The sequence below is a fragment of the Rhodopseudomonas boonkerdii genome, assembly GCF_021184025.1.
Classification (GTDB): Bacteria; Pseudomonadota; Alphaproteobacteria; order Rhizobiales; family Xanthobacteraceae; genus Tardiphaga; species Tardiphaga boonkerdii.
The window spans coordinates 2,458,754-2,480,996 of the sequence record NZ_CP036537.1 but is presented as its reverse complement, the minus strand read 5'-3'; the positions used below and the strand labels follow the sequence as shown (position 1 = coordinate 2,480,996).

Below are 22,243 nucleotides of genomic sequence, written 5' to 3'. Positions count from 1 at the left end.
GCCCGCGTTACTTCGCGGGCTCGAGGATCGAGACGTAATTCGCCACCGCGGCACCGCCCATATTGAAGATGCCGGCGAGTTTTGCGTTCTTGATCTGCATCCCCTCGGGCGCCTGATCCAGCAGTTGCATGGCGCTCAGCACATGCATGGAGACGCCGGTGGCGCCGATCGGATGGCCCTTGGCCTTGAGGCCGCCGGACGGATTGACCGGCAACTTGCCGTCCTTCTGGGTCCAGCCTTCCTTGATGGCGCGTGCGCCCTGCCCGCGCGGCGTCAGGCCCATGGCTTCATATTCGATCAGTTCGGCGACGGTGAAGCAGTCATGGGTCTCGACGAACGAGAGATCGCCGAGTTCGACGCCGGCCGCCTTCAGCGCCTTCTGCCACGCCACGGTGCACCCCTCGAATGCGAGGATGTCGCGCTTGGACATCGGCAGGAAGTCCTGCGCATGGCCGGTGGCCTTGATATTCACCGCCTTGCCCATGGTCTTCGCCGTCTCTGCATCGGTCAGCACCAGCGCCGCGGCGCCGTCCGACACCAGCGAGCAGTCGGTGCGCTTCAGGGGCCCGGCGACGAACGGGTTCTTGTCGCTCTCGGAACGGCAGAATTCGAAGCCAAAGTCCTTGCGCATCTGCGCATACGGATTGTGGACGCCATTGGCGTGGTTCTTGGCAGCGATCATCGCCAGCGCGTCGGACTGGTCGCCGTATTTCTGGAAGTATTTTTGCGCGATGCCGCCGAACACGCCGGCAAAGCCTGCCGGTGTCTCGCCGTCTTCCGGGAGGTATGAAGCGCGCAGCAGGTTCTTGCCGATCTCGGGCCCCGGCGTCTTCGTCATCTGCTCGACGCCGACCACCAGCACGATCTTCGCGGTGCCGGCGGCGATCGACTTGATGCCCTGATGCACGGCGGCGGAACCGGTGGCGCAGGCATTCTCGACGCGGGTGGCGGGCTTGAAGCGCAGCGCCGGATCCGCCTGCAGCACCAGCGAGGCGGTAAAGTCCTGCGGCGAGAAGCCAGCATTGAAATGACCGAGCACGATTTCATCGACATCGGATGCCGAGATGCCGGCATCGGCCATCGCGTCCGTGGCAACGCGCACCACCATGCTCTCCACGGTCTCGGCGTCGAATTTTCCGAAGGGCATATGCGCCCAGCCTACGATGCTGGCAGTCATGGATTCTCTCCCGGTTTCGATCTCGCAGTTGCGATAGATATAGCGCGGCCTCAGCGCGGTGACAGGCTTTTCATCGTCCGCGCGCACATGGCCGTTATGCCCACCCAGTCCCCAGCCCGAACGGACGCCACCGGGCAGATCCAGGAGCCGCCGACCGCGAGCACATGGGGTTCGCCGAGCCATTCTGCCGCATTCGCCTCGGTGATACCGCCGGTCGGACACACCCGCAGATCGGGGAAAGGCCCCGTCCATGCCCGCAGCATCGCGCGCCCGCCGGCCTGCTCGGCCGGGAAGAATTTGAGCGTGTCAAAACCGTAGTCACGGGCCAGCATGACTTCGGAGGCTGTGGCGACGCCAGGCAACAGTGGAAGATCGCTTTTGGCTGCCGCTTCGAGCAAAGCCGGCGTCGCTCCCGGGCTGACGGTGAAACGCGCGCCGAGCTTCTGCGCCCGTTCAAAATCGGCGGCGGAGAGTACCGTGCCTATGCCGACGATGGCGTCGGGCACTTCGGCGATCACCGCTTTCGCTGCTTCGACCGCCGCAGCTGTGCGCAGCGTGATCTCCAACGTGTGTACGCCGCCTGCGACCAGCGCATGCGCGAGCGGCACGGCGTCGGTGACACGTTCGATTGTCAGCACCGGAATGACCTTCGCGGCAGTCAGCATCTTGCGCAGATCGTCCTGACGGCTGGCAATATCGGTCATGATGTTAGCCCTCTCATATCCGGCATCGCCGCGCGCGGGATGATCGCGCCGGGATGGCAGACGACCGTGCCAGCAAGATAGTGGCCAGCTTTTGCGGCGGCCACCGGCTCGGAGCCGTTCAGCCGCGCATGAAGATAGGCCGCCGCAAAACTGTCGCCCGCGGCTGTGGTATCGACAACCGTGCCCGTCACCGGCTGCGCCTCGACGCGCGTCGCCTTGCCATTCATGCATACGACACTCGCAGGCGTCCCGAGCTTGAGCACGAGCTCATCGGCATAGATCCGGTCGAGCAAGGCGTCCTCGCCGTCATCCGGATACAGCACGGACAAATCCTCGACCGAAGCGAGCACGATATCCGACGCGGCAAAGGCCCGCGCGAATGCCTTACGCGCCAAATCGAGATCGGGCCAGCCACGGGCCCTAAAATTGGTATCGAAGGCGACGCGGACACCCGAGGCACGACAATGCTGAAGCGCTGCGATCAGGCGATCGCGTCCGGCCGCATCGAACAGCGACAGCGTGATGGCCGAGAGATAGATGAGGTCGTATCTGGCGAGGGCGGCCAGCAGCGCCTCCGTCTCCGGGCGGTTCATCAACCCGCGCACCGCCGAAGCATCGCGCCAGTGATAGAAACGGCGCTCACCGGCTGCATTGGTCTCGATCATGTAAAGGCCGGGAAGCTTGCCCTGGAGGCGTAGCACGCGTTCGGTGCCGATCCCCTCGTCCCGCCAGCCTGCGATCATTTCGTCGCTGAGGGGATCGTCGCCGAGCGCGGTGACGTAGTCGACGCTGGCGCCCAGCCGCGCCAGATAGACGGACGTATTGAGCGTGTCGCCGCCAAAGGACCGCGTCAGGTGCCCGCCGGGCATCTGACGTAGCTCGATCATGCATTCGCCGATGCTGGCGATCCGCATCGAAACCTCGATCAATGTGACTGGCCTAGAGCAAATTCACTTTGAGATGAATCGGCAACTTACACTCGGCCCTCATGCTGAGGAGCGGTCGTTTTCGACCGCGTCTCCCAGCGAATGGCATAGCCATTCGCAAGGGATGGCCTCACGCTCAGAAGCTGAACATCTCATGGTTCGAGACGCGCGCCAAGCGGCGCGCTCCTCACCATGAGGACAGTGGATCGCTTCAATATAAGAACGCTCTAGACGACGCCCATCTTCCTCAGCGCGCCGATCCGTTCTCCGTCATAGCCGATGTCAGCCAGGATTTCGTCCGTATTGGAGCCGAGAAGCGGCGGTGCGCGATACTCGGTAACCGGCGTGCCCGAAAACATCAGCGGATTTCGTATGAGCGGAAGGGCCGACTCGAAGGGATGGTTCGAGCTCACCCGCATTCCGCGGGACTTCACATGAGGATCAGCGAAAACCTGATCGAAATCGTTGATCGGGCCGGATGGTACGCCGACCGCCTCCAGACGCTCCAGCCAATAGGCGACGGGTTGCTTCAGGAAAAGACCGGCGAAGATGGCCATAATCTCCCTGCCATGCTGGACACGATCGTTGTTCTTCAGGAAGCGCGGATCCTTGGCCAGATCCGGCTCTCCGAGCACTTCGCATGTCCGCTGAAACTGGCCGTCATTGCCATTGACGATCATGATCTCGCCATCGGTACAACGGAACACACCGGCGGGCATGCCGCCATTGCCCCAGGTGCCGCGGCGCGGCGGAACTTTGCCGCTGATGAGATAGGGTTGCAGCCAGTGCGACAGGGAGGCAATCACCGTGTCGAAGAGACAGGCATCGATATGCTGTCCCTCGCCGCCGCCGGCGTCGCGGTGATAGAGCGCCGACATCACGCCGATGGTGGCGTTCAGGCCGGTCATGTAATCCACGATCGAGGGACCGACCTTCATGGGCCCCTCTCCCGGTTCGCCGTCGAGGTGGCCGGTGACGCTCATGAGACCGCCCATTGCCTGCAGGATGGCATCATAGCCGGCGCGCGTCGCATAGGGACCGGTTTGTCCGAAGCCCGTCACCGAGCAGTAGACGATACGCGGGTTGATGGCTTTGATCGTGTCGTAGTCGAGGCCATAACGCTTGAGGTCGCCGACCTTGTAGTTCTCCAGCAACACGTCGGCCGTCTTGACGAGCTCGCGAATGATCTCCTGGCCTTCAGGCTTGGCCACATTGACCGTGACCGACTTCTTGTTGCGGTTGGCGCAGAGATAGAAGGAATTGTCTCGCCTGCTCCCTTCCGGGTCGTGCAGATAAGGAGGGCCGAATGCACGGGAATCGTCGCCGGTTCCTGGGCGTTCGATCTTGATGACTTCGGCGCCGAAATCGCCAAGCATCTGACCGGCGATCGGGCCGGCGAGCACCCGAGTCATATCGATAACCTTGATGCCCGAGAGCGGCAGAGCCGGCATACATTCCTCCTGCTATTTGATCGTCCACGTCGACCACGCTGAGCGTGTGAAGTGAGCGCTTACAGGAAAATCCCCCCGAATGCACTGCTCCGTGAGCATGAGGGCTATCCCGTTCAAGCAGGCACCGAACGGCGCTTGTGATTTCGGGGGGCGGAAAACGTCGCTGCGGGAGAAGCATCCCGCAGCCATCCTTCGAGACGCCGCTGCGCGGCTCCGCAGGATGAGGGCGGAGTATGACGCTGTAGAAGACCCTCATGGTGAGGAGCCCGCAAAGCGGGCGTCTCGAACCATGCAGGCCAATAGCCCTGCCGCTAGGCGGAGCGACGTCCCGACCTCAATCGACGAACTTTCCGCCGAGTTCATCCTCGATATGGATGCGGATGATGTCATCGAAGGTCTTTTCGGCGGTAGTAAAGCCGAGGCTCAGTGCCCGCGCAGTGTCGAAATCGCGCGGCCAGCCGGAGACGATACCGGTGATGATCGGATCGGTCTCGCGCTTGATGCGGCCGACCACGTTCTTGCCGGCAACACGCTGCAGCGCCGCGATCTGCTCGCCGACGGTGACGGACATGCCGGGCATCGAGAGATTGCGCCGTGGGCCCATCGCTTCGAGATTCATACTGCCGGCATGGACGAGAAAGCCGACAGCGGAACGCGGCGATGCATGCCAGTGACGGACATCCTCGGACACCGGCAGGATCGCCTCCTTGCCAGCCAGCGGCTCGCGGATGATGTTGGAGAAGAAGCCGGAAGCCGCCTTGTTGGGTGCGCCCGGGCGCACGCAGATGGTCGGCAGGCGGATGCCGATGCCGTCGAGCAGCCCCTTGCGGGTGTAGTCGGCGATCAGCATTTCACAGATCGATTTCTGGGTGCCGTAGGACGTCAGCGGCGTGTGGAAGAACTCGTCGCCAATCTTCTCCGGGAACGGGGCACCAAACACGGCGATGGACGAGGTGAAGACGAGACGTGGCTTGTAGCCACCGCCAACAGCGCGGATGGCGTCGATCAGATAGCGGGTCCCATCGAGATTGATGCGATAGCCCTTGTCGAAATCGGCCTCGGCCTCTCCCGATACGATGGCCGCGAGATGGAAGATCACTTCCGGCTTGTGCGTCAGCAACGGCGCGGCGGTGTTGGGATCGGCGAAGTCCGACGTCACCAGCTCGATAGGGATCGAGGCACCTGCGGGCTTCTGCGGCGCCACCACATCCTGCAGGGTCATGCGAGTGATGTCGCGGTTGCCGAGGCGGCCGTCTTTCACCAGACGTTCGGCAAGCTTGCGGCCGACCATGCCGGCGGCGCCGAGAATGAGGATGTGCATCGGATTATCCCTGTTTCTTGTTCTTGAACTAAACTCGGCCCCTCATGGTGAGGAGGCGCGAAGCGCCGTCTCGAACCATGAGATGGGGAACTCCGCCGCCATCCTTCGAGACGCACGCCTTCCGCGTGCTCCTCAGGATGAGGGTTATGTGTGATGGAGCAAGTGACCCTACTCTTTCACGGCGCCGGTCATTGCCGAAACATAGTGCTCGACGAAGAAAGCATACAGGATCACCAGCGGCAATGAGCCGACCAGTGCGCCGGCCATCAGCGAGCCCCATTTGTAAATGTCGCCATCGACGAACTCGTTGACGATCGCCACCGGCACCGTCTTGTTCTGGGTCGATTGCAGGAAGGTCAGCGCATAGATGAACTCGTTCCAGCACAGCGTGAAGGAGAAGATGAAGGCCGAGATCAGGCCGGGCACCGCCAGTGGAATGATGATCTTGACCAGGATCTGCCAGCGCGAGGCGCCGTCGATCAGGGCGCATTCTTCCAGCTCGAACGGGATGGTCTTGAAGTAGCCCATCAGCAGCCATGTCGAGAACGGGATCAAGAGCGTCGGATAGACCAGGATCAGCGACAGCGGCGAGTCGAACAGGCCGTAGGCCTGGATCACCGAGGCCAGCGGAATGAACAGGATCGACGGCGGCACCAGATAGGCCATGAAGATCAACGCGCCCACTGTCTCGGCGCCACGGAAGCGTAGCCGCACGATGGCATAGGCGGCCAGCACGCTGGCGACGATGGACAGGAAGGTCGCCGCCGCCGCCACATACATCGTATTCCAGAGCCACTGCGGATAATTGGTCTCGAACAGCAGTTTCTGGATGTGCTTGAAGGTCGGCTTGACCACCCAGAACGGATTGAACCGCTCCATGTCGATCAACTGCTCGTCCGGTTTGATGGCGGTGAGCGCCATCCAGTAGAACGGGAACAGCAGGATCACCACGATGATGAACAGCGGAATGTAGAGCGTGACGATCCGGCGTGGCACGGATTCGAGATAGGCCATGCCCTCGGTGTGATCGTCTTTCTCGAGCTTCAGCGGCGCCGTGCGCGCGGTATCTGCGATTGCATCAGTCATTGTCAGTACCCTGCTGCCACTTGCGGCGCTGCATGCCGAACCACGAAATAGCGATGGCTGCCAGAAGGAACGGGATCATGGCGGTGGCGATCGCAGCCCCCTCGCCGAGACGACCCGACAAAATGCCGCGCTGATAGCTGAGCGTCGCCATCAGATGCGTTGCATTGACGGGACCTCCGCGAGTCAGCGCCCAGATCAGCTGGAAGTCGGTAAAGGTAAACAGTACCGAGAAGGTCATCACAACGGCGATGATCGGGGTCAGCAAGGGATAGGTGATGTAGCGAAAGCGCTGCCACGAGGTAGCGCCATCCAGCACCGCGGCCTCGTAGAGCGAGGGCGACACGGTCTGCAGACCGGCCAGTAGCGTGATGGCGACGAAGGGCACACCGCGCCAGATGTTGGCGAAGATCACACTGGCGCGCGCCCAGGTGCTGTCGCCGAGGAAATTGATGTTGCTGTCGATGATGCCGAGCTTGATCAGCGACCAGGAGATGATCGAGAATTGCGAGTCGTAGATCCACCAGAAGGCGATGGCAGACAGCACCGTCGGCACGATGAACGGGATCAGCACGGCAGCGCGGATCAGCGCCTTGAACGGCATGTGCCGGTTGAGCAGCAGCGCGAGATAGAGGCCAACGGCGAATTTGATGGCCGACGCCACGAGCGTATAGAGCAGCGTGTTGAAGACCGAGAGCCAGAAGATCGAGTCGTCGCGCAGCCACTCATAGTTTTCGAGGCCGACAAAGACGCCGCCGCGACCGATGCGGTCGTCGGTAAAGCTCATCCAGACGCCGAGAAACAGCGGGTAAGCGAGAAACAGCAGCAGAAACGCAGCGGCCGGCAACATGAACCACAGGGCGAGCCAGTTGCGGTTGACCCGCAGCCGGTCCCAGGCCGAGGTTTTGGGGATCACCTTCCCCACCGGCATCGATGTCTGGATCGTCGTCATACTCAGAAAGCTCCAGTCGAATGTTACGGCAGGATCGCTTCGCCTTCGATCTCGACACGTGCGTGCGGATCGATCAGCGCGGAGACCTGCACCAGCGTCATCGCCGGAAAATGCTTGCCGAGCGTCGCGCCCCAGGCCTCGCCGATGGCGGCGCCGGAGGACTTGAAGGCTTCGATATCGGTGACATAGGCGCGCAGCATCACGATCTGCTTGGGCTCGCCGCCCGCGGCCTTCAGCACGGTAACGAGGTTTTCCATGGCGTAACGCCATTGCGTGCCGAAATCCGAGGACGCGGCGACGTCGCCCTGTCCGTCCTTCTTGCCGAGCTGTCCGGAGATACGGACGCTGCGCGTGCCACCGCATACCACCGCATGCGCAAAACCGCGGGGCCGGCTCCAGCCGTCGGGCAAAATGGTCTTGTAGTCGATCTCCGGCATTCCCATTCCCATCATTGTTCAGGCCGGCTTGTGCCGGCTGCAGAAAAGTGGCCGGCGCGGGTCGCTCCGCGCCGGCAACCGTACTCAGCGGAAGATGCGCTTCGCAGCCCGCTCGGCCGACGCCATCGCGGTCTTCACGTCCTCACGGCCCGTGCAGTAATTGGCGTACATGTCGACGAGCACGAAGTCGGCGATCGCGGCTGCCGCGTTCTCGCTCATCTGCGCCTCGCCCGCCGGGGTCGATGCCGTCGAGGCCACATCGCGATAGGGCGTGTTCTTCGGATCGGCGGTCCAGATCGGGTTCTTCTCATAAGCGAGCAGGAACGGCGACAGATAGCCCTGGGCCGCTTCCACCCACGGATTGAACTGATCCGGCTCCATCATGAACGCCGCCAGCGCCTTACAGGCCTGCGGGAACTTGCTGAAGGTGAAGATCAGCACAGGGAAACCGAGATGCAGTTCGCGGCGCTTGCCGTCGATGCCCTTGGGCAGATGCGCGTGGTTCATGTCCTCGGCAATCTGCGGAGCTTCCTTCTTCGCGGTCACATAGACCGAGATGCCGTTGGTGGTCAGATGCAGCTGACCGGCGAGAAAGGCCTTGTTGTTCGAGCTATCGTTCCACGACGCCGTGCCGGGGATGAAGTTGTCATAGAGCGACTTCACATATTCCAGCGATTTGGCGGTTTCCGGCGAGTTGATCGTCACCTTGTTGTTCTTGTCGATCATCTTGCCGCCATGGGCCCAGAGCGCCCAATGCACCCAGCCATTGGCGTCGCCCGAGGCGTGGCCGAGCGCCATGCCGGCCGGGGTGCCGTTCTTGTTCAGGCCTTTGACGAGATCCTGGAACCCGGCGAGATCTTCCGGGAAGGTTTTGTGGCCGGCCTTCTCGGCCGCGGCGACGCGGTAGTTGACCAGACCGCCGGTGGCCGCGACGGGCAAGCCGATCCACTTGCCGTTATACATGCCGTACTGCTTGCCGGACTCCGCCCAGCCGCCGGCCTTGTTGCCGAGATAGGTGGCGACATCGGTGACGTCGAGACATTTGGTCGGGAACAGGAAGGGCAGCGAGTACAGCCCCCACACCATGTCGAGACCCTGTCCCGTATTGGCGGCGACCGAGGCTTTCGGCTGGATGTCGTCATAGGATTCGTTGGACACGGTGACGGTGACGCCGGTGGCCTTCTGGAAGGCATCGACCATCTTCATGAAAGCGGCGTCTTCGGCTTCGACGAAGCGCTTCCAGCGCAGCAGATTGATCTTGGCGCCCGCTTCCGGCTTCCACTGCGAAGCCTGCGCCCACGCCTTGGCGTAGCCGAGCAACTGGTCGGCCGACATCGTCGCCGCCGCGGCCAGCGTGACCGCGCCGCCTTTGAGCAGAGATCGGCGATCCGGGGTAAATCCAGTCATCTTGCGTCTTCTCCCTGTTATATTGGTTCGTTGATCGACCAATGTTCTTGAAAATCACGTGCAGGCAGATGCGCGTCAGTTGACGCGCTTGCCCGTCTCCTTGTCGAACAGGTGCGCGGAATTCGCGCGCGGCTTCAGGTGGATCTTGTCGCCGGGCGCGACAGGACGACGATCCCTGAAGATCGCGATGATGTCCTGGGTGCCGATGCGCGCCACCACCTGCGTCTCCGAGCCCATCGGCTCCACCACCACCACCTCGGCCTCGATGCCGTCATCGCCGAATTCGAGATGTTCGGGGCGGATGCCATAGGTCACGGTCTTGCCATCGGCGGTCGTCGGCGTGCCGGCGAGCGGCAGCTTGGCGCCATTGGCCGTCTCAACCCAGGCGCTGCCATTCACCTTCAGGGTCCCCTCGAGGAAGTTCATCGCCGGCGATCCGATAAAGCCGGCCACGAACTTGTTCTCGGGATGATCGTAGAGTTCGAGCGGTGCGCCCATCTGCTCGACGATGCCGTCCTGCATCACCACAATTTTATCGGCCATGGTCATGGCCTCGATCTGGTCGTGGGTCACGTAAACGGTCGTGGTCTTGAGCCGCTGATGCAACTCCTTGATTTCCGCGCGCATGGCGACGCGGAGCTTTGCATCGAGGTTCGACAGCGGCTCGTCGAACAGGAACACCTGGGGATCGCGCACGATGGCGCGGCCCATGGCGACGCGCTGGCGCTGGCCGCCCGACAGCTGCCGGGGATAACGATCGAGCAGACGCTTCAGATCGAGAATATCTGCCGCACGATTGACCTTCTCGTCGATCTCGCTCTGCCTGGCGCCGCGCAGCTTCAGCGAAAAGCCCATATTCTGGGCAACCGTCATATGCGGATAGAGCGCGTAGTTCTGGAACACCATGGCGATGTCGCGCTCCTTCGGCTGGACATCGTTCACGACGCGGTCCCCGATGGAAATGGTGCCCGAGGTGATCTTTTCCAGACCCGCAAGCATGCGCAGCAAGGTGGATTTCCCGCAGCCGGACGGGCCGACCAGCACCACAAACTCGCCGTCCTCGATCGGGACGGACACGCCATGAAGCACTTCAAAACCGCCAAAAGACTTACGCACGTCGTGAATCTGCACGGACGCCATACACTTCCCTCCCAAAAGTCCCGCTGCGGGATACACCCTTCGATGAACATCCAGAAAGGATGAACAACTGGGGCGCCTGTTCTTACTTGTCAGACATCCTACCAGCATTTCTGGTAGAATGTCGTTGGATCATAGTCGTAGAAAAATCTCGCGGATGCAAACATTGCGCAGCATCCAATGCCGTGCAAACATTCGCGATCAATCAAGAGACGACGCACACATCACAAATGTGTGCGCTGCGGGAGAAATGATGACCAAGCCGACTGCATCCTCGCCGACTTCAGGGGTAACCAAGCGCAAACTTCGTTCGAGCGAATGGTTCAACGATCCCCACAATCCCGGCATGACGGCACTCTATCTTGAGCGCTATCTCAATTACGGCCTGACGCGGCACGAACTACAATCCGGCAAACCGATCATCGGCATCGCCCAGACCGGCAATGACCTGTCGCCCTGCAATCGCCATCATATCGAGCTGGCAAAGCGCGTTCGCGAAGGCATCACCGCGGCCGGCGGCCTGGTGATGGAATTCCCGGTGCATCCGATTCAGGAAACCGGCAAGCGCCCCACTGCGGCACTTGATCGCAATCTTGCCTATCTCGGCCTTGTGGAAGTCCTGTTCGGCTATCCGCTCGATGGCGTCGTGCTCACCACGGGCTGCGACAAGACCACCCCGGCCTGCCTGATGGCGGCGGCGACGGTCAATCTGCCCGCCATCGTGCTCTCCGGCGGCCCGATGCTGAATGGCTGGCACGACGGCCAGCGCACCGGCTCCGGCACCGTGGTGTGGAAGTCGCGCGAACGTCTTGCCGCTGGCGAGATCGACTATGAGGAATTCATGACGCTGGTGGCGTCGTCGGCGCCGTCGGTCGGTCACTGCAACACCATGGGCACCGCCTCGACCATGAATTCGCTGGCGGAAGCACTCGGCATGTCGCTGCCCGGCTGCGCCGCCATTCCCGCCCCGTATCGCGAGCGCGGCCAGATCGCCTATGAAACCGGCCAGCGCATCGTCGACATGGTTTGGGAAGATCTGAAACCCTCCGACATTCTCACACGACAAGCGTTCGAGAACTGCATCGTGGTGAATTCCGCCATCGGCGGCTCTACCAATGCGCCGATCCATATCAACGCGCTGGCACGTCATATCGGCGTCGAGCTCGATATCGACGACTGGCAGAAGGTTGGCCATGATGTGCCGCTGCTTGTGAACATGCAGCCCGCCGGCTTCTATCTCGGCGAGGAATATCACCGTGCCGGCGGCGTGCCCGCGGTGGTGCGCGAACTGATGAAGCACAAGCGCATCCATGAGGATGCGATTACGGTCAATGGCAAGACCATGGGCGAGAACTGCGCCGCTGCGCCCGCGCCGGACAAGGATGTGATCTGGACCTACGACAAGCCGCTCGTTCCCGATGCGGGCTTCCTGGTTCTGCGCGGCAATCTCTTTGATTCCGCCATCATGAAGACCTCGGTGATCTCCAAGGAATTCCGCGAGCGCTATCTGGTCAATCCGAAGGACCCCAACGCCTTCGAGGGCCGCGCCATCGTGTTCGAGGGCCCGGAGGACTATCATGACCGCATCGACGATGCCTCGCTGAACATCGACGAACATTGCATCCTGTTCGTGCGCGGCACCGGCCCGATCGGCTATCCCGGCGGCGCCGAAGTGGTGAACATGCAGCCGCCGGCCGCGCTGATCAAACGCGGCATTCTCTCCTTGCCATGCATCGGAGACGGCCGCCAGTCGGGCACGTCAGGCTCGCCGTCGATCCTCAACGCCTCGCCGGAAGCGGCGGCCAATGGCGGTCTCGCCATCCTGCAAACCGGCGACAAGGTGCGCATCGACCTCAACAAGGGCAGCGCGAACATCCTGATCTCCGATGAGGAGCTGAAGCGTCGCCGTGCGGAGCTGATGGCCAAGGGTGGTTTCAAGTATCCCGCGCATCAGACGCCGTGGCAGGAACTCTATCGCAACACCGTCGGCCAGCAATCCACCGGTGCATGCCTCGAACTCGCCACGCGCTATCGGGATATCGCCGGCAAGGTCGGCACGGCCCGGCATAATCACTGATCTTAACCTCTCCCCGCTTGCGGGGAGAGGTCGACTGGAGTGCGCGCAGCGCGCGGAAGTCGGGTGAGGGGGAGCCTCAACGACGCTTCGAAAAAGAAAGCAAGAGCCCCTCACCCCGCCCTCTCCCCGCAAGTGCGGGGCGAGGGAGCGAGAGATCGGCGCAAAACACTAGCAAGAAACAGACAACATCCTCAGGGAGACCACCCATGTCCAACCGCCTCAAGGGCAAACGCGCCTTCGTCACGGCGGGCGCCGTCGGCATCGGCCGCGCCTGTGCTCTCGCTTTCACGCGGGAAGGCGCCACCGTCATCGCCACCGATATCGATGAGAAAGGCGTCGCACTCCTCACAAAGGACGGCGTCGCAGAGACCGCCAAGCTCGACGTCCGCGACACGGCCGCCGTCGAAGCCATGGCCAAGAAGGTCGGCGACATCGACATCCTGCTCAACGCCGCCGGCTTCGTGCATCATGGCGATGCGTTGAACTGTTCCGATGCCGACTGGGATTTCTCCTTCGACCTGAACGTCAAGTCGATGCACCGGACCATCCGGGCCTTCCTGCCCGGCATGCTCGCGCGTGGCCGTGGCTCGATCGTCAACATCTCCTCCGCCGCCGGTGTCTTCAAGGCCGCGCCGAATCGCTACGTCTATGGCGCCACCAAAGCTGCCGTCGCCGCCCTCACCCGCGCGGTCGCGGTGGACTACATCACCAAGGGCATCCGCTGTAACGCCATCTGCCCCGGCACCATCGAGACCCCGTCGATGCTCGACCGCGCCGCCGCCGCAGGTCCGAACGGGCGCGAGATGTTTGTGAGCCGCCAGCCCATGGGCCGTCTCGGCACCGCAGACGAGATCGCCAATCTCGCGCTCTATCTCGCCAGCGACGAAAGCGCCTTCACCACCGGAGTCGCTCACATCATCGACGGCGGCTGGACGCTGTAACTTCGAAACTTGAGGAGCGGACAACACACTCCATCCCTCATCCTGAGGAGCCGCACAGCGGCGTCTCGAAGGATGGCCGGGTACTCAGAGCCTAACCAGCTCATGGTTCGAGACGGCGCTTCCGCCTTCGCTCTTCGAGCTTCGGCGGACAAGTCGCGCCTCCTCACCATGAGGGACACCAGATCAGAACAGGATATCGCCTCATGAACAAGATCGACCTCTCCGGCCGCTGTGCCGTGGTCACCGGCGGCGCCCAGGGCTTTGGCCGCGCCGTCACCGAACGCTTCGTCGCCTCCGGCGCCAAGGTCGCGATCTGGGATCATGACATCGATCTCGCGGTGAAGACTGCCCGCGAGATCGGCGACGCCGTCATCGCCCTCAAGGTCGACGTAACCGACACCGCCTCGATCGATGCAGGCCGCGATGCGACCCTGCAGGAATTCGGCCAGATCGACATCCTGGTCAACAATGCGGGCATCACCGGCTTCAACAAGCCGGTGTGGGAGATCGATTACGACGACTGGCGCAAAGTGATGCGCATCAATCTCGACGGCCCGTTCCTGTGCTGCAAGGCCGTGGTGCCGGTGATGTTGAAACAGAATTACGGCCGCATCGTCAACATCGCCTCCATCGCCGGCAAGGAAGGCAACCCCAACGCCTCGCATTACTCGGCATCGAAGGCGGGTCTGATCGCTCTGACAAAATCGCTCGGCAAGGAGCTGGCCAGCACCGAGATCAATGTGAATGCAATCACGCCGGCAGCAGCGAAGACGGCGATCTTCGATCAGATGACCGAACAGCACATCAACTTCATGCTGTCGAAGATTCCGAAAGGCCGCTTCGTGCTGGTACAGGAACTCGCCGCAATGGCGGCATGGCTGGCGTCCGAAGACTGCGCGTTCTCGACGGGCGCCGTGTTCGATATCTCGGGCGGCCGCGCGACGTATTGAGACCGTCTACGCTCCCGACTGTCATCCCCGCGAAAGTGGGGATCCAGTCAACGCAAGCGTTGCGGCATCATCACAAATATCGGTGTCTGCTGGATCGCCCGGTCAAGCCGGGCGATGACAATGGAGCGAGTTGCTCAGATCAAGAGCTGCGGTACAGATCGGCAACAAGAGATACCGTCCAGCCCTACCCCTTCTTCACCCGGAAGATCACCGGCACCGTAAAGCTCAGCCCGTCATCGGCGATCAGAGCCGGCGGCGGCGGCAGCGGGTCGGAGCGACGGACCATCGCGACGGCCGCCTCATCGAAGGCGGCATCGCCGGAGCCCTTCACCACGCGAACCGCCAGAACCTTGCCGACGCGGTCGATCTCGAAATTCACCATCACCTCGGCCGCCTTCTGCTGGCGTTCCGCGGGATAACGCTTGTTCTTCTCGAGATAGGCGCTGAGCTGCTTGGCCCAGACGGTGGACAGGCGCTTCTTGTCCGTACCCATGCCGGCATTGACGGCTTGTGCCTTCTCGCCGGTCTTCGACTCATCGAGCTTCTGCTGGGCGGCGGCTTCCGATGCCACGGATTCCTGCGAGGCCTGCTGCTGCTTCTGAGCCTTCTCCGGTGTCTCTTCCTCGGGTTTGTTCGCCTTGTTCTCGGTGACAGCCATATCCGGCTCTTCACTCTCGTGCGGCGTTTCCTTAGGAAGGTCGCTTTCCTTCTCGACAGCCTTCTGCTCCTGCACCGCAGGAGAAGCTGCCGAAGCTTCGGAGTCCGGCCCCTGCGGCAGATCGGTCTGCTCGACGTCCGGCGACACCATCTCCATGCCGACTTCGATGGCATTGGCGCCGAGACCGTCGTCGTCCGCGTCCTGCTGCATCTCATAGACGGCGGCGGCAATGCCGCCGACATGCAGCGTCACGGCACAGACCGCCGCGATCAGCCACATGCGCCAGGAGGTGTTTCGATCGAGCTCCGACATAACCGTTCCGACGTCAGGGCTGCGACGCGGCCGGCGGCGTCGCTCCCGACGCGGGCGCTGCGCCCGGCGTGGCAGCCACGCCTTCCAGCGCGACGAGTTTGGTCTTGGTATAACCGCCCGCGCGCAGGCGCTCCATCACGTCGAAGAACTCGCCGTAGGGCACCGCACGATCGACACGCAGAAAGATCGGCCGGTCCTTGTTGCCGTTATCCATGGCATCGAGACGGCTGACCAGATCGACACGGCGAACCATGTCCTCGCCGATGGCGACCGCGAGATCCGGCTTGATGCTGACATAGGTCGGCTTGTCCGGCTTCTTCTGCGGCGCCACGGTGGAGGTCGGCAGGTTGATCGGCAGGTCCACGGTCGACAGCGGCGCCGCCACCATGAAGATGATCAGCAGCACCAGAATGACGTCGATGAAGGGGGTAACGTTGATTTCGTGGTTTTCCTCGAAATCGTCGTCACCGGAACCTTCCGAAAGCGACATACCCATGATTATTCAGCCGCTGCGCGCATGTGAGCGCTGGAATGGGTGCGATCGAGATCACGCGAGAGCAGACGCGCCGAGGCGCCCTGCGCGCGGCCGACGATTTCCATGTAGTTCCTCGTCACGCGGGCAAAGTGATTGTAGATGATTACCGCCGGGATCGCCGCGACGAGACCGATCGCGGTGGCGAGCAGCGCTTCGGCAATGCCGGGCGCAACCACGGCAAGGTTTGTCGTCTGCGACTTCGAGATGCCGATAAAACTGTTCATGATGCCCCAGACGGTGCCGAACAGTCCGACGAAAGGCGAGATCGCGCCGATGGTCGCGAGCGCGCCCATGCCGGTGCGGACCTTGCGGCCCTCGGCGCGTACGATTTCGCCGAAGCTCGACGCCGCGCGTTCCTTGATGCCCTCGTCACTGGAAATGCCGGCCGACATCTTGCCTTCGCGCATCGCAGCGGCGAGCAGACGCGACAGCACTGTCCCCCTGTCGCCGAGCGCCATCTGCGCTTCCGCGAGCGAACGCGACTCGCCGATCTTGCGGAGCGCGCTCTTCAGGCGGTTGGTCGAATAGGTCAGCTCCATGAACTTGAAGATGCCGACCGTCCAGGTGAGCACCGAGGCAAGCGCGAGACCGACCATGACGGCCTTGACGATGATATCGGCGCCCATGAACATCGCCCATGGGGACAGATCGTGCTCGCCGGTCGCCACCGGCGCTTTGGCGATCTCTGCTGCTGCCGGGCCCGCGAGCGCCGGCGCTGACGGAGCATTCGACGTGACCGGCGCAGTCGTTGACGGAGCCGCAGGCGGTGTCGCCTGCTGCGCGATGAGCGGTGATGCGAACCAGACCGTCGCTAGCAGCGCCAGCAACTTAAGAACGTTTCTAAACAAGATGATACCTCGGCCCAGTAGCAGACGGAATGTCGATCAACACGGCCAATGCGGCCGTTTCAGGTTCGCCGCGTCCGGCACGCAAGCGCAGCGCGCCGCCATCCCCAGAGAACGCGCGCCGTGGGTATTCATGCCGTATCACAGCGCGCCCGCTCACAGAAGCCGCGTCGTGCATGGCTGCTTTCACAGCCTTCACGAACCGCGGTCCCAAAGCAGTCCAGGCTAAGCTCGCGTAAGCATCCTCACCTACGCCGTCACCCGGTGACGAAGCTGAACATGTAACTGTAACGGGCATCGTCATAAGGCTGCGTGACCCAGAAATGGCTTGTGATGCGCTCACGGCAATACCGCGACTGCGAACCCGTCATGTCCTTAACTGCATCGTGGGTCGTTTGCCCACACCAATGGACTCAATTCCGCTTGAATAGCTCCAGATCAAAATCATTCTAAACTGCGCGCGCCTCTTTCGGCTGCCTCAAGAACGCCACTGGAGCACCGCAAGGACGCCGCATCGTTTTCGGGGCATTGCGCGCAAAAAACGCGCAAGTGCGGTCAATTGACGATTGCTCAGTCCAAGGCTGGCCGCGCAGCATTCCGCATCGTCATGCCAGATCATACGACCCCGATTGTCAGCGGCGGAAATATGCAGAAACACTTGAATACATGAAGTTTTTGCAATGATGAACATTCTCAAGCGGTCGTGTGTTTACAGAATTGAACCGGGTTTTTAACTGGCTCCGAAGCTGCAACCGGACCGGGTAAAATGATCCGCGCCGCACAGTTGCCGCAAGCCGAAAGAGCCGCTTATGACCATGCGCCCCCGCTTTCGCTGGATCAGCCTGATTTTGCTGGCCGTTTTGGCCGGGGGCGGCTACGCGGCCTTGCGGCATTACAATGGCAGCAGCGCGCAGGCACAGGCGGACAAACGCCGCGGCCCTGCGCCCATTCCGGTCAAGATCGCGTCAGTCGAAAGATCGGATTTCCCCGTCTATCTGACCGGGCTCGGCACCGTGCAAGGCTTCAACACCGTCGTTGTGCGGACGCGCGTCGATGGCCAGATTGACCGCATCGCTTTCACCGAGGGGCAGATCGTCAAGGAAGGTGATTTGCTCGCGCAGATCGATCCCCGCCCCTTCCAGGCCACGCTGGATCAAGCCAAGGCGAAGAAAGCACAGGACGAAGCCAATCTCGCCAATGCCAATCTCGATCTGCAGCGCTATACAAAACTCGGCGAATTCGCGACGAAGCAGCAGACCGACACCCAGCGTTCCACGGTGCAGCAGCTGACTGCGCAGATCGCGGCGGATGAAGCCGCGATTGCCAATGCGCAAACGCAACTCGACTATACGACCGTGAAAGCGCCGATTGCCGGTGTCGTCGGCTTCCGCCAGGTCGACAAAGGCAACATCGTCAACGCCTCGACCCAGACAGGCATTGTCACCATCGCGCAGATCGAACCGATCGCGGTGATCTTTACCGCGCCCGAGCAACATCTCGTTGATATCAACGCGCAGCTTGCCGCGCATCCGTTGGAAGTCGATGCCTATACAAGCGACGGCAAGCGGTTGCTGTCGAAGGGCACGCTCGCCGTCGTCAACAATCAGGTCGATACGACCAGCGGGACGATCCGTCTGAAGGCAGTGTTCGACAACAAGGATCATGTGTTGTGGCCCGGCCTTTCGGTCTCCACACGTCTGCTGGTAACAACGCTTCAGAATGCCACCGTCGTACCGGACGATGCCGTGCAGCACGGCCCCGACGGCCTTTATGCCTTCGCGGTCGGCACCAACAGCAAGGCCGAGGTCCGCAAGATCAAGGTCGGCCGCTCCATCGATGGCCGCACGGTCATCGACGAGGGTCTAGCCCCCGGCGACCGCGTGATCGTTGCCGGCCAATACAAAGTGCAGCCGGGCTCGGTGGTCGCGTCTGCTGTGGCATCCGCCGATGTCGCGAAGGAGCAGTGAGCCATGAACGGGGGCATCTCAACACCGTTCATCCGCTACCCGATCGCCACATCGCTCCTGATGGCCGGCATCCTGTTCGTTGGCCTCGTCTCCTATCCCATGCTCCCGGTGGCACCGCTGCCGCAAGTGGATTTCCCGACCATCCAGATTTCGGCCACGCTGCCCGGCGCCAGCCCCGAGACCATGGCATCGTCCGTGGCGCAGCCGCTTGAACGGCAATTCGCGCAAATCCCCGGTGTGGCGCAGATGACGTCCACCAGTTCGCTCGGCACAGCGGCGGTGACGATCCAGTTCGATCTCAGCCGTTCCATCGACGGCGCCGCCAATGACGTGCAGGCCGCCATCAATGCCGCCAGCGGCCAATTGCCGAAGAGCCTCCCCTTGCCGCCGACATATCGCAAGGTGAACCCCGCGGACTCGCCGATCATGCTGCTATCGGCGACATCCGACACGCTGCCGATCACGACCGTGAGCGACAGCGTCGATGCGCAGCTCGCCCAACAGATCAGCCAGATCAATGGCGTGGCCCAGGTGACCATCGGCGGTCAACAGAAACCGGCGATCCGTATCCAGATCGATCCTGCCAAACTCGTCACCAAAGGCCTCGGCCTCGAAGACATCCGCACCCAGCTGGCCGTCACGACAGTCGATAGCCCGAAGGGCAATATCGACGGCGCCACGCGCAGTTATACGATTTATGCCAACGACCAGTTGCCGGAGTCGAAAGACTGGAACGACGTTATCATCGCTTATCGCAATGGCGGTCCGCTGCGCGTCCGCGATATCGGCCACGCGGTGACCGGCCCCGAGGATGCCAAGCAGGCGGCCTGGGCCAATGGCAAGCGCGGCGTGTTCCTGGTGATCTTCAAGCAACCCGGCGCCAACGTCATCGACACCGTCGACAAGATCAAGGCCGAACTGCCGCGTCTCGTCGCGGCGATCCCTCCGGCGGTGAAGATCAAGGTACTGAGCGATCGTACCGAGACCATCCGAGCCGCGGTGCAGGATGTGCAGTTCACATTGATGCTCACCATTGCCCTCGTGGTGATGGTGATCTTCATCTTTCTGCGCAATGTCTGGGCGACCATCATTCCCAGCATCACGGTGCCACTGGCGCTGCTCGGCGCATGCGCGCTGATGTGGGTGTTCGGCTATACGCTCGACAATCTCTCGCTGATGGCCCTCACTATCTCCGTCGGTTTCGTGGTCGACGATGCCATCGTGATGCTGGAAAACATCACCCGCTATATCGAGGAAGGCGAGACGCCCATGGCTGCTGCCCTCAAGGGAGCCGGCGAGATCGGATTCACCATCGTATCGATATCCATCTCGCTCGTCGCCGTGCTAATTCCGCTGCTTCTGATGGGCGGCATCATCGGCCGCCTTTTCCGCGAATTCGCCATCACCCTGACCATGGCGATCTTCGTGTCGCTGGTCGTCTCGCTGACCCTGACCCCAATGATGGCCTCGCGCTTCCTGCGCGACGAAAAGCACGCCAGACACGGCCGCTTCTACCAGATGAGCGAGAATGTGTTCGATGCCATGCTGCGTGCCTATGAACGCGGGCTCGACATCGTGTTGCGCTGGCGGCTGACCACGCTGATGGTGTTCTTCGCCACGGTGGCGCTGTCCGTCTATCTATTCGTCATCATCCCGAAAGGGTTCTTCCCGCAGCAGGATACGGGCCTGATCACCGCATCGTCGGAGGCCGCGCAGGACATCTCGTTCGCCGATATGCGCAAACATCAGGAAGAGCTCGGCAAGATCGTGCAGGCCGATCCCGATGTCGCCACCGTCGCCATGGCGATCGGCGGCAATAACGGCGCACTCAATACCGGCCGGATGTTCATCACGCTCAAACCCCGCGACGAGCGCTCAGCCTCGGCGCAGCAGATCATCGCGCGGCTGAGACCCCAGCTCGAGAAAGTCGAAGGTGCAAGGCTGTTTATGCAAGCGGCACAAGATGTTCGCCTCGGCGGTCGCGCAACCCGCACACAGTTCGAATATACACTGCAAGACTCCAATCTCGCCGAGCTGAACGAATGGGCGCCAAAGATCCTCGCCAAGATGCAGACCTTGCCGGAATTGCGTGACGTCGCCACCGACCAGCAAACCAAAGGCACGACGCTGACGCTCAGCATAGATCGCGACAACGCCTCGCGCTTCGGTATCTCGCCGCAGCTGATCGATGACACGCTTTATGATTCATTCGGTCAGCGGCAGATCGCACAGTTCTTCACGCAGCTGAACAGCTATCATGTCATCTTGGAAATCCTGCCGGAGCTGCAAGGCAAGCTCGATACGCTCGATAAAATCTACATCAAGTCGCCGACCACCGGCGACCAAGTGCCGCTCTCCGCTTTCGTCAAATGGACGACAGTCCCGGTGCGACCTCTCTCGATCAGCCATCAGGGCCAGTTCCCGGCCATTACCATCAGCTTCAATCTCGCTCAAGGCGTGGCACTCGGCCAGGCGACCGACGCCGTACAGGCCGCGATGCAGGAGCTAAATGCCCCAGCCACGCTGCGGGGGACTTTCCAGGGCACAGCACAGGCGTTTCAGCAGTCGCTGTCCACGGTACCGCTACTGATCGTCGCGGCCCTGATCGTGGTCTATCTGATCCTCGGCATTCTCTACGAGAGCTATATCCATCCGCTGACCATCCTCTCAACCCTGCCCTCGGCTGGAGTGGGTGCGCTGGCGATCCTGATGGCATTCGGCTTCGATTTCAGCCTGATCGCGCTGATCGGAATCATTCTGCTGATCGGTATCGTGAAGAAGAACGGCATCATGCTGGTGGATTTCGCAATTGTCGCTGAACGCGACGAACATATCGAAGCGGAAGCGGCGATCCGCAAGGCGGCGTTGCTACGCTTTCGTCCGATTATGATGACGACGATGGCGGCGCTGCTCGGCGGGGTGCCGCTGATGCTAGGTACCGGCACCGGCTCCGAGATCCGGCAGCCACTCGGCTATGCCATGGTCGGCGGCTTGATCGTGAGCCAAGCCCTGACGCTTTTCACGACCCCGGTGGTGTATGTCTATCTCGACAAGCTCGCGAACGCGATGTCCGACTGGAGCCGCGGCCCAACCACCAAGCCTCCCCCGCAGGTTGAGGACCGTCTCGCCAAACAGGCTGCGGAATGACGTTCAGACCTTGACCATTGCGCTGTCGCCTCGCGCATCAGGCTTCCCTGGTGCTGCCTTTGATGCCGATCAACCGGATGTCAATCTGGGCATTATTGATCCAGACCGGTTCGCAACCGGTCGACAACAGCAGCAGGATGACTTCTTTCAGATTCAGGCCTTCGATCGAGCCCACAAGCCGGCGCTGATGCGCCGGCTGTGATGTCATAGCGGAGG

Annotated in this window: 19 protein-coding genes; 6 read left to right on the top strand and 13 right to left on the bottom strand. The window is 61.9% G+C overall.

The genetic code is table 11. From position 1 onward, the window contains the following. Positions 1 to 7 precede the first annotated feature (7 nt). From E0H22_RS11485 to E0H22_RS11440, 10 genes are all read right to left on the bottom strand, one after another. A complete protein-coding gene (locus tag E0H22_RS11485) occupies positions 8 to 1,177 on the bottom strand; it encodes an acetyl-CoA acetyltransferase (RefSeq protein WP_233025765.1) in 1,170 nt (389 codons plus the stop codon). A 50-nt stretch (positions 1,178 to 1,227) separates the two neighbouring features. Next, positions 1,228 to 1,881, bottom strand: a complete 654-nt coding sequence (gene eda, locus E0H22_RS11480; RefSeq protein ID WP_233025764.1) for a bifunctional 4-hydroxy-2-oxoglutarate aldolase/2-dehydro-3-deoxy-phosphogluconate aldolase — start codon at positions 1,879 to 1,881, stop codon at positions 1,228 to 1,230. Then, the gene (locus E0H22_RS11475) at positions 1,878 to 2,795 is read right to left on the bottom strand and encodes a sugar kinase (RefSeq protein ID WP_233025763.1); all 918 of its coding nucleotides are present in this window, start codon (positions 2,793 to 2,795) and stop codon (positions 1,878 to 1,880) included. Before E0H22_RS11475 ends, eda begins: the two co-directional genes overlap by 4 nt. A 239-nt stretch (positions 2,796 to 3,034) precedes the next feature. Beyond that, on the bottom strand, positions 3,035 to 4,258 hold the full coding sequence (locus tag E0H22_RS11470) for a CaiB/BaiF CoA transferase family protein (RefSeq protein WP_233025762.1): 1,224 nt from the start codon (positions 4,256 to 4,258) through the stop codon (positions 3,035 to 3,037). Between the two features lie 334 nt (positions 4,259 to 4,592). Next, positions 4,593 to 5,579: a D-erythronate dehydrogenase gene (gene denD, locus E0H22_RS11465; RefSeq protein WP_233025761.1), complete on the bottom strand. Its 987-nt coding sequence runs from the start codon at positions 5,577 to 5,579 to the stop codon at positions 4,593 to 4,595. Between the two features lie 168 nt (positions 5,580 to 5,747). Then, positions 5,748 to 6,665 (bottom strand): carbohydrate ABC transporter permease, encoded by a 918-nt coding sequence (locus E0H22_RS11460; RefSeq protein WP_233025760.1) that lies wholly within the window; start codon positions 6,663 to 6,665, stop codon positions 5,748 to 5,750. After that, positions 6,658 to 7,614, bottom strand: coding sequence for a carbohydrate ABC transporter permease (locus tag E0H22_RS11455; RefSeq protein WP_233025759.1), 957 nt, complete (start codon positions 7,612 to 7,614; stop codon positions 6,658 to 6,660). Before E0H22_RS11455 ends, E0H22_RS11460 begins: the two co-directional genes overlap by 8 nt. A 23-nt stretch (positions 7,615 to 7,637) precedes the next feature. After that, a complete protein-coding gene (locus E0H22_RS11450) occupies positions 7,638 to 8,051 on the bottom strand; it encodes a RidA family protein (RefSeq protein ID WP_233025758.1) in 414 nt (137 codons plus the stop codon). 84 nt (positions 8,052 to 8,135) lie between these two features. Next, a complete protein-coding gene (locus E0H22_RS11445) occupies positions 8,136 to 9,458 on the bottom strand; it encodes an ABC transporter substrate-binding protein (protein ID WP_233025757.1) in 1,323 nt (440 codons plus the stop codon). A gap of 75 nt (positions 9,459 to 9,533) precedes the next feature. Continuing rightward, positions 9,534 to 10,598: an ABC transporter ATP-binding protein gene (locus E0H22_RS11440; protein ID WP_233025756.1), complete on the bottom strand. Its 1,065-nt coding sequence runs from the start codon at positions 10,596 to 10,598 to the stop codon at positions 9,534 to 9,536. 247 nt (positions 10,599 to 10,845) lie between these two features. On the opposite strand from E0H22_RS11440, the gene E0H22_RS11435 reads away from it, so the two are divergent. The 3 genes from E0H22_RS11435 to E0H22_RS11425 all read left to right on the top strand — a co-directional run bounded on the left by E0H22_RS11435 (position 10,846) and on the right by E0H22_RS11425 (position 14,563). Further along, positions 10,846 to 12,672, top strand: coding sequence for an IlvD/Edd family dehydratase (locus E0H22_RS11435; RefSeq protein ID WP_430715244.1), 1,827 nt, complete (start codon positions 10,846 to 10,848; stop codon positions 12,670 to 12,672). A gap of 206 nt (positions 12,673 to 12,878) precedes the next feature. Further along, positions 12,879 to 13,613 (top strand): SDR family oxidoreductase, encoded by a 735-nt coding sequence (locus tag E0H22_RS11430; RefSeq protein ID WP_233025754.1) that lies wholly within the window; start codon positions 12,879 to 12,881, stop codon positions 13,611 to 13,613. 203 nt (positions 13,614 to 13,816) lie between these two features. Beyond that, positions 13,817 to 14,563 (top strand): SDR family NAD(P)-dependent oxidoreductase, encoded by a 747-nt coding sequence (locus E0H22_RS11425; protein ID WP_233025753.1) that lies wholly within the window; start codon positions 13,817 to 13,819, stop codon positions 14,561 to 14,563. A gap of 184 nt (positions 14,564 to 14,747) precedes the next feature. On the opposite strand, the gene E0H22_RS11420 is transcribed toward E0H22_RS11425, so the two are convergent. Genes E0H22_RS11420 through exbB form a run of 3 tightly spaced genes read right to left on the bottom strand, consistent with a single transcriptional unit; the run spans position 14,748 to position 16,919 of the window. Next, positions 14,748 to 15,533 (bottom strand): energy transducer TonB family protein, encoded by a 786-nt coding sequence (locus E0H22_RS11420; RefSeq protein WP_233025752.1) that lies wholly within the window; start codon positions 15,531 to 15,533, stop codon positions 14,748 to 14,750. A gap of 13 nt (positions 15,534 to 15,546) precedes the next feature. After that, entirely contained in the window at positions 15,547 to 16,029 is a 483-nt protein-coding gene (exbD, locus tag E0H22_RS11415) for a TonB system transport protein ExbD (protein WP_233025751.1), read from the bottom strand. Positions 16,030 to 16,031: 2 nt separating this feature from the next. Continuing rightward, positions 16,032 to 16,919 (bottom strand): tonB-system energizer ExbB, encoded by an 888-nt coding sequence (exbB, locus tag E0H22_RS11410; RefSeq protein ID WP_430715274.1) that lies wholly within the window; start codon positions 16,917 to 16,919, stop codon positions 16,032 to 16,034. 803 nt (positions 16,920 to 17,722) lie between these two features. On the opposite strand from exbB, the gene E0H22_RS11405 reads away from it, so the two are divergent. The 3 genes from E0H22_RS11405 to E0H22_RS11395 are packed head-to-tail and all read left to right on the top strand — an operon-like array spanning position 17,723 to position 22,229. Beyond that, on the top strand, positions 17,723 to 18,880 hold the full coding sequence (locus tag E0H22_RS11405; protein WP_233025749.1) for an efflux RND transporter periplasmic adaptor subunit: 1,158 nt from the start codon (positions 17,723 to 17,725) through the stop codon (positions 18,878 to 18,880). Positions 18,881 to 18,883: 3 nt separating this feature from the next. Next, on the top strand, positions 18,884 to 22,027 hold the full coding sequence (locus E0H22_RS11400) for a multidrug efflux RND transporter permease subunit (RefSeq protein WP_233025748.1): 3,144 nt from the start codon (positions 18,884 to 18,886) through the stop codon (positions 22,025 to 22,027). Between the two features lie 10 nt (positions 22,028 to 22,037). Beyond that, positions 22,038 to 22,229, top strand: a complete 192-nt coding sequence (locus E0H22_RS11395; RefSeq protein ID WP_233025747.1) for a hypothetical protein — start codon at positions 22,038 to 22,040, stop codon at positions 22,227 to 22,229. Positions 22,230 to 22,243 lie beyond the last annotated feature (14 nt).

Coding starts and splice junctions, on each gene's coding strand:
- E0H22_RS11485 (WP_233025765.1), bottom strand. CDS start 1,177: ATGACTGCCAGCATCGTAGGCTGGGCGCATATGCCCTTCGGAAAATTC.
- eda (WP_233025764.1), bottom strand. CDS start 1,881: ATGACCGATATTGCCAGCCGTCAGGACGATCTGCGCAAGATGCTGACT.
- E0H22_RS11475 (WP_233025763.1), bottom strand. CDS start 2,795: ATGCGGATCGCCAGCATCGGCGAATGCATGATCGAGCTACGTCAGATG.
- E0H22_RS11470 (WP_233025762.1), bottom strand. CDS start 4,258: ATGCCGGCTCTGCCGCTCTCGGGCATCAAGGTTATCGATATGACTCGG.
- denD (WP_233025761.1), bottom strand. CDS start 5,579: ATGCACATCCTCATTCTCGGCGCCGCCGGCATGGTCGGCCGCAAGCTT.
- E0H22_RS11460 (WP_233025760.1), bottom strand. CDS start 6,665: ATGACTGATGCAATCGCAGATACCGCGCGCACGGCGCCGCTGAAGCTC.
- E0H22_RS11455 (WP_233025759.1), bottom strand. CDS start 7,614: ATGACGACGATCCAGACATCGATGCCGGTGGGGAAGGTGATCCCCAAA.
- E0H22_RS11450 (WP_233025758.1), bottom strand. CDS start 8,051: ATGCCGGAGATCGACTACAAGACCATTTTGCCCGACGGCTGGAGCCGG.
- E0H22_RS11445 (WP_233025757.1), bottom strand. CDS start 9,458: ATGACTGGATTTACCCCGGATCGCCGATCTCTGCTCAAAGGCGGCGCG.
- E0H22_RS11440 (WP_233025756.1), bottom strand. CDS start 10,598: ATGGCGTCCGTGCAGATTCACGACGTGCGTAAGTCTTTTGGCGGTTTT.
- E0H22_RS11435 (WP_430715244.1), top strand. CDS start 10,846: ATGATGACCAAGCCGACTGCATCCTCGCCGACTTCAGGGGTAACCAAG.
- E0H22_RS11430 (WP_233025754.1), top strand. CDS start 12,879: ATGTCCAACCGCCTCAAGGGCAAACGCGCCTTCGTCACGGCGGGCGCC.
- E0H22_RS11425 (WP_233025753.1), top strand. CDS start 13,817: ATGAACAAGATCGACCTCTCCGGCCGCTGTGCCGTGGTCACCGGCGGC.
- E0H22_RS11420 (WP_233025752.1), bottom strand. CDS start 15,533: ATGTCGGAGCTCGATCGAAACACCTCCTGGCGCATGTGGCTGATCGCG.
- exbD (WP_233025751.1), bottom strand. CDS start 16,029: ATGGGTATGTCGCTTTCGGAAGGTTCCGGTGACGACGATTTCGAGGAA.
- E0H22_RS11405 (WP_233025749.1), top strand. CDS start 17,723: ATGACCATGCGCCCCCGCTTTCGCTGGATCAGCCTGATTTTGCTGGCC.
- E0H22_RS11400 (WP_233025748.1), top strand. CDS start 18,884: ATGAACGGGGGCATCTCAACACCGTTCATCCGCTACCCGATCGCCACA.